The sequence below is a fragment of the Mojavia sp. genome (assembly GCF_059505145.1).
This window is the reverse complement of the sequence record NZ_JCACKA010000136.1, coordinates 1-11,265: the sequence shown is the minus strand read 5'-3', so window position 1 is coordinate 11,265 and position 11,265 is coordinate 1. Positions and strand designations below refer to the sequence as shown.

At 44.3% G+C, this 11,265-nt stretch carries 10 protein-coding genes; 6 read left to right on the top strand and 4 right to left on the bottom strand.

What is annotated here, in order from left to right; translation table 11 throughout:
• Positions 1 to 189 (top strand): hypothetical protein (locus AC5JL8_RS37065; RefSeq protein WP_495884680.1); only part of this gene is annotated, 189 nt, incomplete at its 5' end.
• Positions 190 to 239: 50 nt separating this feature from the next.
• On the opposite strand, the gene AC5JL8_RS37060 is transcribed toward AC5JL8_RS37065, so the two are convergent.
• Both AC5JL8_RS37060 and AC5JL8_RS37055 read right to left on the bottom strand, forming a co-directional pair.
• Positions 240 to 1,193: a heme o synthase gene (locus AC5JL8_RS37060; protein ID WP_495884679.1), complete on the bottom strand. Its 954-nt coding sequence runs from the start codon at positions 1,191 to 1,193 to the stop codon at positions 240 to 242.
• Positions 1,194 to 1,628: 435 nt separating this feature from the next.
• Positions 1,629 to 2,603, bottom strand: a complete 975-nt coding sequence (locus AC5JL8_RS37055) for a COX15/CtaA family protein (RefSeq protein ID WP_495884678.1) — start codon at positions 2,601 to 2,603, stop codon at positions 1,629 to 1,631.
• A gap of 405 nt (positions 2,604 to 3,008) precedes the next feature.
• Here AC5JL8_RS37055 and AC5JL8_RS37050 point away from each other — a divergent pair, with 405 nt between their 5' ends.
• The 4 genes from AC5JL8_RS37050 to AC5JL8_RS37035 all read left to right on the top strand — a co-directional run bounded on the left by AC5JL8_RS37050 (position 3,009) and on the right by AC5JL8_RS37035 (position 9,898).
• The gene (locus AC5JL8_RS37050) at positions 3,009 to 4,094 is read left to right on the top strand and encodes a cytochrome c oxidase subunit II (protein ID WP_495884677.1); all 1,086 of its coding nucleotides are present in this window, start codon (positions 3,009 to 3,011) and stop codon (positions 4,092 to 4,094) included.
• A 67-nt stretch (positions 4,095 to 4,161) separates the two neighbouring features.
• Positions 4,162 to 5,904: a cytochrome c oxidase subunit I gene (gene ctaD, locus AC5JL8_RS37045; RefSeq protein ID WP_495884676.1), complete on the top strand. Its 1,743-nt coding sequence runs from the start codon at positions 4,162 to 4,164 to the stop codon at positions 5,902 to 5,904.
• Between the two features lie 206 nt (positions 5,905 to 6,110).
• Positions 6,111 to 6,737 carry a cytochrome c oxidase subunit 3 gene (locus AC5JL8_RS37040; RefSeq protein WP_495884675.1) on the top strand — a complete coding sequence of 209 codons (627 nt, stop codon included), beginning with the start codon at positions 6,111 to 6,113 and terminating at the stop codon, positions 6,735 to 6,737.
• Positions 6,738 to 7,252: 515 nt separating this feature from the next.
• Positions 7,253 to 9,898: a PAS domain S-box protein gene (locus AC5JL8_RS37035; RefSeq protein ID WP_495884674.1), complete on the top strand. Its 2,646-nt coding sequence runs from the start codon at positions 7,253 to 7,255 to the stop codon at positions 9,896 to 9,898.
• Here AC5JL8_RS37035 and AC5JL8_RS37030 read toward each other — a convergent pair.
• Complete coding sequence (locus tag AC5JL8_RS37030) at positions 9,895 to 10,050, bottom strand: DUF2281 domain-containing protein (RefSeq protein WP_495884673.1); 156 nt, start codon at positions 10,048 to 10,050, stop codon at positions 9,895 to 9,897. The two genes, AC5JL8_RS37035 and AC5JL8_RS37030, sit on opposite strands and share 4 nt — an antisense overlap.
• Positions 10,051 to 10,208: 158 nt before the next feature.
• Positions 10,209 to 10,688: a hypothetical protein gene (locus AC5JL8_RS37025; RefSeq protein WP_495884672.1), complete on the bottom strand. Its 480-nt coding sequence runs from the start codon at positions 10,686 to 10,688 to the stop codon at positions 10,209 to 10,211.
• Positions 10,689 to 10,945: 257 nt separating this feature from the next.
• On the opposite strand from AC5JL8_RS37025, the gene AC5JL8_RS37020 reads away from it, so the two are divergent.
• Entirely contained in the window at positions 10,946 to 11,200 is a 255-nt protein-coding gene (locus AC5JL8_RS37020) for a hypothetical protein (RefSeq protein ID WP_495884671.1), read from the top strand.
• The last annotated feature ends 65 nt before the right edge of the window (positions 11,201 to 11,265 follow it).

The following is an 11,265-nucleotide window of genomic DNA, read 5'->3' as shown; positions in this document are numbered from 1 at the left end:
ACATTAAGGCAAACAGTTACAACATTAAGGGTTAAAGTTCTAACATTAAGGCAAACAGTTACAACATTAAGGGTTAAAGTTCTAACATTAAGGCAAAACGTTACAACATTAAGGCTTAAGGTTGTAACGTTAAGGCAAACAGGTACAACATTAAGGCTTAAGGTCGTAATATTCAGGCTTAATATTTAAGCGATCGCGCTTGCAACACTTAACAACGCGATCGCAATAATTTCCTACCCCTAGCCAATTAAATGCAACTGATCAACTGCCGCATTAATCAAATTATGAGTGATGGGGAGGCTATCTATTACCATGCCAAGGCACAACAGCATCATGTAGGAAATGGAATAGAGAAATAACTCTCTAGCTACAGTTCGATCCTCTGGATTGTGCAATAAGCGCCAAGACTTACGGATAAATATTGCTCCTAAACTTAAGGCGATCGCAGCATAAACAATCCCACTTGCGTGTAAGGGAAAAACTAATAACAGTGTTGCAGCTACTGTTACCAAGGTGTAATACCAAATTTGCTTGACTGTTGCGGTATCACCTACAACAACTGGTAGCATTGGTATTCCCACTTTGGCGTAGTCATCCCGAATCATCAACGCTAACGCCCAGAAATGGGGAGGCGTCCAAACAAAGACGATTGCAAAAATTAACCATGCTGCCCAGCTTAAACTGCCTGTAACAGCCGCCCAACCTACTAGTGCCGGAATTGCCCCTGCTGCGCCACCTATGACGATATTCTGGGTGCTATGGCGTTTCAACCAGTGGGTGTAGACCAAAATATAAAAGACTATGCCAGAGAAGGCTAGCAAGGCGGCTAGTAAATTAGCAAAAACCGCCAGTAAAGTAAAAGAAATTGCAGCCAGAGCGATCGCAAAAATTAAAGCTTCCCGTGGCTGTACTTTACCAGATGGCATGGGACGATGGCGCGTCCGCTCCATTTCATAATCAATATCCCGATCATAAATACAGTTAATTGTCTGGGCGCTAGCAGCAGCAAAAGTGCCGCCAGTAAGAGTTACCAGTAGCAACCAGGGGTCTACTTCTCCCTTAGCGGCAATCCACATACTGCCAGCAGTGGTAATTAACAGCAAGGGGATAATTCGAGGCTTAGTTAGCTGATAGTAACTTTGAATTACCTGTAGAAATGTTTCGTGGTGGCGAGAGACATTAGTCTCAATCATTTTGGCTCTAGTTCCTTATTTTTCAACAAGTTATGTGCAGCCCCTGCTCAGTCTGGCTTGTTAAGTTGAACGGTAACCCAGACTTCCTGCACCTGCGTGGGTCGCAAATACGCGCTGTTGCGGCTTTCATGAAAAAGTGCTACTCACGGCTTGAATTTGTAGAGCCTTTGTAGAAACGCCATTAGTTGCGTCTTAATGTCTCTTGGGGTGCAGCGGGGATTGGGAAAAGCAGGGGAGACAAGGGGACAAGGTGAGACAGCGCTGCGGGAGGGTTTCCCTCCGCAGGCGACTGCGAACCCGAAGGGGGACAAGGGGACAAGGGGACAAGGAGACAAGAGGACAAGGGGAAAGAACCATGATTAATTCTTGCTCCTTGTCTTCTTTATCCAATGCCCAATGCCCCATGCCCTATGCCCATACTTCTTTGAGTTATTGCTATCCATCCACTTGTGTGTTTGTAGCAGTTAGAGTTACAGCAACAGGGTAAGCATTGATTTCACGGCTAGCAACTAAGTCGCGTAATGCAAGGACTGTGAAAGCTACCAAAGTACCCAGTAAAGCTGCGCCTATAGCTTGGTGAGAAACAGTGAGAGGCTCGACTTGGAGATGTAGCCTGAAAGTAGCAACTCCCAATAAGATTTGTAAAATCAATAAACCACCAGCCATTTTTGCTAGACGTCGCAAAGCTGGATGCAGTGCTGGGGTACGCCAGGATATTAATACCACTGCTAAGGTTGCTACTGTTGGTGGTACTAAGCCGAAAATATGGCTGTACATCACAGTACAAAGCTGGGATGTGCCCAAGCATTGATGTAGTGCCCAGCGAGACCCTACCAAGGCTCCCAATAGGCTTTGCAGGTAAACCAAAACGGCGGCAGTTAAACCCAACCAAGGTAGCTTGCCAACATTTCCAGTTCCCTGATAGGGAGTCAGGGCCGTACCAATGATCAGTAGGGTGGTGAAAAATAACAACGCCGTTCCCAAGTGGGCGGTAACGATATCAAACCGCAACAGTTCGGTGACGGTAAGACCCCCTAAGATGCCTTGAAAGACAATTAGAAACAAGGTAAATGCAGATGCCCAAGGTAACCATTTAGGTAAGGCCTGACGATGCCACCAGGATAGACCGACAAGGGCGATCGCGCTGATACCAATCAAAGCTGCATCCAATCTGTGAAACCATTCCAAAAATACTTGGAGATTCATTTGCTTGGCTGGCACTAATTCCCCATAGCACAAGGGCCAGTCTGGGCAAGCAAGTCCAGCGTTCATCACGCGAGTAGCACTGCCTATGGCCATCAAAATCAAGGTGGCTATGCAGATCTTCCACACCAAACGACGAATCATTTCCTTCGGCTTTGGCTGCGGATCTGCCGCTTCATTTTTTTGTTGTAGGACAAATTCGCTCATGAACGACACCTTATGCCCGCTCTTGATTAGAGCTACTTAAAATTAACAGTTTGTCAGTCACGACCCATCTCCACCCTAGCGTACACGACCAAGTTTTATAGATTAGCTTTCACTTATACTTTGAATCACTCTAGCCACTTTTAGCCTCAAGCTTTAGGTATTTTTCAAGTTGTCAATAGTCGCATAATGGCGATTAATTTTACTATCTAAATTTTTTCTTAAATTTTTACCTTGATTCACATCTACCCTCGGCAATATCTGATAAAACTCTTGTACTCAAGATTAGTTATGTAGCCAAAAAAATTAATAAAAATTTCAGACCTTCATAGCCCATGTCTTATGGCCTGCACTACCTTAGTAAGTGGGCAGCTTTGAGATAACGTAGTAAATTCATTTAAGTGAGCCGTGAAAATTCCAAGTTCGATCTGGACATTACTCATTGGCATCGTGCTAACGCTAGTCAGCCTTTGGTACGGTCAAAATCACGGTCTGTTGCCAACAGCAGCCTCTGATGAAGCCGTCTTGGTTGATGGTCTGTTCAACGCGATGATGATCATCTCCACTGGTATATTTCTAATTGTCGAAGGCGTTTTGATTTACGCTGCAATTAAATATCGTCGGCGTCCAGGTGACGATAAAGACGGGCCACCAGTTGAAGGAAATGTGCCTCTAGAAATCCTCTGGACGGCGATCCCAGCAATTATCGTTATCGGTATTTCTGTTTATAGTTTTGAGGTATACAACGACATCGGCGGCTTTGATCCCCATGCTATTCATGAAGCCCCGATTACTCAGAATATGTCAATGAACATGCCTGGGGCAGCGATCGCAGCAACTTTGAATGATACGCCTCCTAGCACAGAACCCAACCTGAATCAACAAAAGTCTGATGAGGCGATGCAAGACCCAGCCACCGCCGCAGTCCGCAACGCTGACCAAATTCCTCAAAAGCAGAATGCGCCTGGGGTCGGGGTTGTTTCTCCTACTATTGGGCGAAGTCCTGAAAAAGCAGGCCAATCCCCAGCATTGGCGATCAACGTCACTGGTCTCCAGTACGCCTGGATTTTCACTTATCCAGAAACAGGTATAACTACTGGTGAAATGCACGTTCCCATCGGGCGGGAAGTGCAAATCAATATGACAGCCAACGATGTGATTCACGCTTTTTGGGTTCCAGAGTTTCGCCTGAAGCAAGATGCTATCCCTGGTAGACAGAGTGAGATTCGCTTCACACCTAACAAAGAAGGTGATTATGCTCTCATTTGTGCCGAACTTTGTGGCCCTTACCACGGTGCAATGAGAGCGCCAATAGTTGTTGAGAAACAAGAAGCATTCGACAAATGGCTGCAAGAGCAGCAAGTAGCCAGCCGCGAAACGCTCAATCAAGCTGTTGCTCTTAACCCAGCAGATTTATCCCCAAATGAATTCCTCGCTCCTTACACCAAGGACATGGGAATTCAGCCAGAGATGCTACATCAAATTCACAAATAATCAAGAGTCCACGTCAAAAGTAACAACTTTGGGCTCAGCAACTGGCTCCTCAGAACTCAGCACTCTTATGACACAAGCTCAGGTACAAGAAACTGCCAATATCCCTGCCCTTATTGAAGAACCAGGGGTGAGAAAATGGCAAGACTACTTTACTTTCAACACCGACCATAAGGTAATTGGAATTCAATACCTGGTTACAACGTTCATTTTTTACTGTATGGGCGGCGTTTTGGCTGACTTGGTTCGTACAGAACTAAGAACCCCAGAAGTAGATTTTGTTACGCCAGAAGTCTACAATAGTTTGTTTACGCTGCACGCCACAATCATGATTTTCTTGTGGATTGTGCCAGCAGGTGCAGGGTTTGCTAACTTCCTGATCCCCTTGATGATTGGGGCTAAAGATATGGCATTCCCGCGTCTGAATGCTGTTGCCTTTTGGATGATCCCGCCTGCCGGTTTGTTACTGATTTCCAGTTTGGTGGTAGGGGATGCACCAGATGCAGGTTGGACTTCCTACCCCCCCCTCAGCTTGGTCACAGGCCAAGTGGGTGAGGGAATTTGGATAATGAGCGTCCTGGTACTAGGTACATCATCAATTCTGGGGGCAATTAACTTCCTAGTCACGATGCTGAGGATGCGTACCCCAGGTATGGGTTTCCATCAAATGCCTTTGTTTTGTTGGGCGATGTTTGCTACCTCGGCACTAACTTTGGTATCTACGCCAGTACTAGCAGCAGGTCTGATTCTGCTGGCTTTTGATTTATTGGCAGGAACGACATTTTTTAACCCGACTGGAGGCGGCGACCCAATAGTATACCAGCATATGTTCTGGTTTTACTCTCACCCAGCGGTTTACATCATGATTTTGCCTTTCTTTGGGGCAATTTCTGAGGTGATTCCGGTTCATTCTCGCAAGCCGATTTTTGGTTATAAAGCGATCGCCTACTCTAGTTTAGCCATCAGCTTTTTAGGGCTAATCGTTTGGGCGCACCATATGTTCACCAGCGGTATTCCTGGTTGGTTGCGGATGTTCTTCATGATTACCACCATGATTATTGCCGTACCCACAGGAATTAAAATTTTTAGCTGGTTGGCGACAATGTGGGGCGGTAAAATCCAGCTAAATACTGCCATGCTGTTCGCAATGGGCTTTGTTGGCACCTTTGTGATTGGTGGTATTAGTGGCGTGATGTTGGCGGCTGTACCCTTTGATATTCACGTTCACGACACCTATTTTGTAGTAGCACACCTGCATTACGTTCTATTTGGTGGTAGCGTTCTCGGCATTTATGCGGCTATTTACCACTGGTTCCCGAAAATGACGGGGCGGATGCTGAACGAATTTTGGGGTAAGGTTCACTTTGCCTTGACCATTGTTGGTCTAAATATGGCATTCTTGCCGATGCACAAGCTAGGGATGATGGGCATGAACCGTCGTGTTGCCCAATATGACCCCAAATTCACATTTTTGAACGAAATCTGCACTTACGGTGCTTATATACTGGCAGTTTCCACATTCCCCTTCATATTTAATGCGATTTGGAGTTGGATGTACGGAGAAAAAGCTGGTAATAATCCTTGGAGGGCACTAACCTTAGAGTGGATGACTACCTCTCCGCCCGCGATCGAAAATTTTGATGAACTTCCTGTACTGGCTACAGGCCCCTACGATTACGGCTTGGAAAACGCTAAGGAAGGTGTACCCTTATCTGATCCTGATCCAGTCTTGTCCGCTGGGCCTAATTCGGTATTACGCGCCGCCCCAGACGAACCATACCCAACAATTGAGTCTGATTTAGAAAAGCGTTAATTATATTTAGGTATCGGGTATTGGGGATCGGGTATTGGGTATCGGGTATCGGGGATCGGGTATCGGGTATCGGGTATTAGGTTGGGATATTACCGAAATTTCCTTGTCCCCAGCCCCCAGTCCCCAGTCCCCAGCCCCTAGTCCCCAGCCCCCAGTCCCCAGCCCCCAGTCCCAACCCCAACCTGTCCTTTAAACATTTAATATTCATGCAAAGTCAAACTATTGACCCAGCAAAAGCTGAACTGAATCATCACCATGCTGCGGAAGCAGCACATGGTGGTCACGAAGCACATCCAGATCATCGCCTGTTTGGGCTAATTGTCTTCCTCGTCGCTGAGGGGATGATTTTTATGGGTTTGTTCGGAGCGTATCTGGCTTTCCGCTCTATTCTCCCTGCGTGGCCACCAGAAGGAACACCAGAATTAGAACTATTGCTACCTGGAGTCAACACCGTCAATCTGATTGCAAGCAGTTTCGTCATGCATAATGCTGATACTGCTATCAAAAAGAATGATACGCGGGGTATGCAAATTTGGTTGGCAATTACTGCCGCGATGGGTGCTATTTTCTTGGTAGGTCAGGTGTATGAATACACGCATCTGGAATTTGGCTTGACTACCAACTTATTTGCCAGCGCATTTTATGTTTTGACTGGCTTTCACGGTTTGCACGTTACCCTTGGCGTTTTGGCGATTGTGGCTGTGTTGTGGCGATCGCGCCGTCAGGGCCACTACACTAGTGAAAAACGTTTTGGTATCGAAGCGGCGGAAATTTACTGGCATTTTGTGGACGTAATTTGGATTATACTTTTCGGATTGTTGTATCTACTTTAAGTATTAATAATTAGTTGTTCACTCCACGCGAATAACTTCCCAACCCCCACCTGGGGGTTTTTTTATCACTATTTATGTCAGGGCTTATGCATAAAGGTTGTGTGTTGAGACTGAGTTTAAGGGTATGAAGAGTAATTCTTCCTCATTTGCTCATACCCCCATACTCCTATACTTTTGTCCAAACCCTTAATGATTGCCGATCGCTGTATAAACAAATTATCAAGCAGATATTCTGTTATGAACTATTTTTTGCCACAGAACCTGGGATATTTCTGTCCTCACTATTTTTTAATAATTAAGTTTAAATTAACTTTTATTAGAGTTAAGCTTAATATTATAAAAGCACAAAGCAAGTTTTAGACACATTAAAAAGTGATAGAAGCTAACAATAGTTGGCTGACGAAATATTGGTAGTTCATCATTACTAAACATGAGTTTCATACAGAATTCGCAATAGCAACCGCTGTACTTTATTGCTTATTGCACAAATTCAAAAGATAATAGGTCGCAAGCAGGTGAAAGAAAGACTTTCTCAGGCAGGGCAAAAGTATCGCACTTTAGTAGAACAAATTCCAGGTGTTGTTTATATTTCGCCAATTAATACTAATGCTGAAGAAGCTTATATCAGCCCGCAAATACAACAATTGTTGGGCATTTCTCTTGAAGATTGGCAGCCTGGTTTATTCAATAGTTGGTCGAATTATATTCATCCAGATGATCGCGATCGCGTTTGTCAAGCTGTCAAAACTACAATCTCCACTGGAGAGCCTTTGAACATCGAATATCGCATGATTACTCACGATGGTAGAACAATTTGGGTACGAGACCAAGCGAATCTCGCCCTTTATGTTGATGGACAAACTCAGGTTATTCAAGGTTTAGTATTTGATATCAGCGATTACAAACAAGCAGAAGCAGCATTGCAAGAGAGCGAAGCACGTTATCGTGCCATTGTTGAAGATCAAACGGAACTGATTACCCGAATTTTGCCAGATGGGAGTATTAGCTTTGTTAATGAAGCTTTCTGTCGATTTTTTGGACTGAAGCGGGAAGAAATTATCGGGCAGCATTACGAACCTGTTGTGTTTGAGGAAGACCGCAAACGTGTGGTTAGTCTGATGAATTCTATCAATTCACAAAATCCCGTTGTTACTATTGAAAATCGAGTCATAGCTCCTGGAAAAGTGCGTTGGACACAGTGGATTAACAGAGGGATATTTGATGCCCAGGGCAATATTATAGAACTTCAATCGGTTGGACGAGACATTAGCAATCTTAAACTGGTAGAAAAAGCGCTGAGTGAAAGTGAGAAAAAATTCCGTGCAATTTTCAATCAAACCTTTCAGTTTATGGGATTGCTTCAGCCGGATGGAATGATATTAGAAATCAACCAAACAGCACTAGAGTTTGTTGGGATTACCCGACAAGAAGTGGTTGGTAAGCCAATTTGGGAAACAAAGTGGTGGACAATTTCTCTAAACACACAAGCGCAATTAAAAGCCGCGATCGCTCAAGCTGCTAATGGTGAATTTATTCGTTATGAAGTTGACGTTTGGGGTCGAGATCATCAAGTCATCACTATTGATTTTTCACTCCGTCCGATTCTTGATGAAACAGGACAAGTAACACTACTCATCTTAGAGGGACGTGATATCACTGCTCGCAAGAAAGCTGAAGAAGCATTAAGCTCAAGCCAAGATTTTTTGCAAAAAGTTGCTAATACTGTACCGCAGATTTTGTATTTGTTTGACCTCTCACAAGGAACAAGCATTTATCTTAACCAGCGAAGTGTTACAGTTTTAGGCTATTCAGTAGAAGAAATTTGTGGAGCTGATCCGCAGTGGTTGATGAATTGCTTTCATCCAGACGACCAACACCTGTTGCATGACTTACCAAATCGCTTCATTAACCTTGCTGACAATGAAGTTCTTTCTACTGAATATCAATTCCGACACAAAAATGGCGAATGGCGTTGGCTAAATACACGAGAAGTGGTATTTGCCAGAGATGCTAACGGTATTCCAACGCAGATTCTTGGCTCAGTAGAGGACATTAGCACTCGCAAAGCTGCCGAAGCAGTACTGAAACAACAAGCAGAGCGAGAACGGTTAATTACTGAAATAACTCAAAAGATTCGCCAATCACTGAACTTGTCCGAGGTTCTCAATACGACGGTAAACAGTATTCGGCAATGCTTGCTTTCAGACTCCGTAGCTATTTACCAGTTAGAAGCTAATGGAAGAGGCTGTTTTGTGGCGGAATCAGTGAGTAATGGCTATCTCCCCCTATTACAGCAGACAGCGCACCCATTTTTGGGTAAAGAATATTTCAGCCATTATCTCCAGGGATTGCCTATAGTCTTGCATGATATCCAGCAGTCTGATTTTTCAGCTGAAATTATTGAGTTTTTACAACGCTATCAGGTCAAGGCAGCTATTGTAGTACCAATTTTGAATGGAGAGCATCTGTGGGGCTTACTGATTGTTCACCAGTGTGCTAAAACTCGTCACTGGCAGACATTTGAAGTTAATTTGTTGCAGCAGTTAGCAAATCAGGTAGCGATCGCCATTCATCAATCAGTACTCTACCAACAAGCACAAGCTGCCAATGAAGAACTACACAGATTAGCTACCTTAGATGGCTTGACTCAAATAGCCAATCGTCGCCGATTTGACGAGTATCTCGAAGCTGAGTGGAATCGGCTAAAACGCGCGCAATTACCGTTGTCTTTGATTTTGTTCGATGTCGATTTTTTTAAACACTACAATGATACCTACGGTCATTTAGCAGGAGATGATTGTTTGCGGCAAGTGGCAAATACGCTCAAAAGAGTTGTCCAACGTCCAGCCGATTTAGTAGCTCGTTATGGTGGGGAAGAATTTACTGTAATTCTGCCTCTTACAGAGATGCAAGGAGCAATCCATGTCGCTCAAACAATTCGACAAGCAGTACGTAACTTGGCAATTCCCCATGCTCGCTCTTGTGTGTCTAACTATGTCACCGTGAGTCTAGGCATTGTCAGCATTTTGCCAAACTCAGAATTTTCACCGTCAGACCTGATTAATGCAGCTGACAAAGCACTTTATACAGCCAAACAGCAGGGACGCGATCGCTTAATAGCTCTTCGTCTTGAAAATAAGGGACTGGGGAGTGAAGACTAGGGATTAGGGATTGAGAATTGGGGATTGGGGCGCTTCACCTGATTTTTTTGTGCTAAAAATTCAACAAAGTCTAATACTTCTTGTTGCTTTTCCACAGGAAGCGATCGCATCTTCTGCAATACACTTTGCTCAATATTCAACGGTTGCTGCACAAATTTTGTTTCCGACTCGACTATCTAAATTGTAAATCCAGTACTTATTCCCAAGAAGCCGGGTTTTTGAATTAGGTATAAGATGATCGGCAATTGCACTTTCCATGACGCGCTGATTTTATGCGATTACCTCCGGCGCTGCGCGCAATCGCCAGCCATTACTTATCAGGTGATTTTAAAGCCTGATCTAGAATTTGTCGTGCTTGTTCTGCTTTCGTTCGCGCTTCTTGGTAACGCAGATTAGCTTGGGCAAAATTCTTGAGAACCTTAAAACCTTCTTTGAGGCGAGTAATTTCCTCCTCACTCACTGACTGATCCGAGAACAGAACATCAACTCCTTTGCGAATTTCTAACGCTTCAGAGCGTGATTCCTGAACTTTCAGCTTGAGGGTAGCGAGGTTGCTGAGAACCTGAACAGCTTGTGTAATGGCATCCTCACCACTACTATTCTCAATCGCTGGTTCCTTGACTTCAATTAATTGCTGAGGGCCAAATCCTTCTTCTAGTTCTGTGGGTAACTTACCTGAATCCATCAACTCCATCAGCTGATCCATTGCTTTCTCACGGGCTTTGGCTGAATCTTTGCCAGAAACAGTGAGGATAATTTCTGGGCTTTGAGCGAGAGTATACTGAACCATATTTCGGACAAAAAATTTCCTGGTGAAACAAGCCAAGCATTACTATTTTAACATCTATAGAGTGGTAGCTAAAATTTCAGTCTACTTGAGTGGGCTTGGGCTATGAGCTTCTGATACCGAGTTGCATCCAAAGATAGTAAATTAGGGCAGCAGGGGAGCAGGAAGAGAAGTTGCCAGGAGGGTTTCCCTCCAAGCAAACTTCGGGGAGCAGAGGAGCAGAGGCGAGGAAATCCGAATCTGTCTGATCGCAACATAGTATGAACTTAAATTCTGGGCGGGATAACAGCCGACGCGATACGTTGACGTTACAAAACGGAGTTCAGATACTCATTCACGGAGTTCAAAGACTCATTCACGGAGTTCAAAGACTCATTCACGGAGTTCAAAGACTCATTCACGAGTATCAAAGACTCGTTCACGAGTATCAAAGACTCATTCACGGAGTTCAAAGACTCGTTCACGAGTATCAAAGACTCATTAACGGAGTTCAAAGACTCATTCACGAGTATTAAAGACTCATTAACGGAGTTCAAAGACTCATTCACGGAGTTCAAAGACTCATTCACGAGTATCAAAG

What these genes read in the sequence shown, in the direction of transcription:
- AC5JL8_RS37060 (WP_495884679.1), bottom strand. Translation starts at nt 1,193, where the DNA reads ATGATTGAGACTAATGTCTCTCGCCACCACGAAACATTTCTACAGGTA.
- AC5JL8_RS37055 (WP_495884678.1), bottom strand. Translation starts at nt 2,603, where the DNA reads ATGAGCGAATTTGTCCTACAACAAAAAAATGAAGCGGCAGATCCGCAG.
- ctaD (WP_495884676.1), top strand. Translation starts at nt 4,162, where the DNA reads ATGACACAAGCTCAGGTACAAGAAACTGCCAATATCCCTGCCCTTATT.
- AC5JL8_RS37040 (WP_495884675.1), top strand. Translation starts at nt 6,111, where the DNA reads ATGCAAAGTCAAACTATTGACCCAGCAAAAGCTGAACTGAATCATCAC.
- AC5JL8_RS37025 (WP_495884672.1), bottom strand. Translation starts at nt 10,688, where the DNA reads ATGGTTCAGTATACTCTCGCTCAAAGCCCAGAAATTATCCTCACTGTT.
- AC5JL8_RS37020 (WP_495884671.1), top strand. Translation starts at nt 10,946, where the DNA reads ATGAACTTAAATTCTGGGCGGGATAACAGCCGACGCGATACGTTGACG.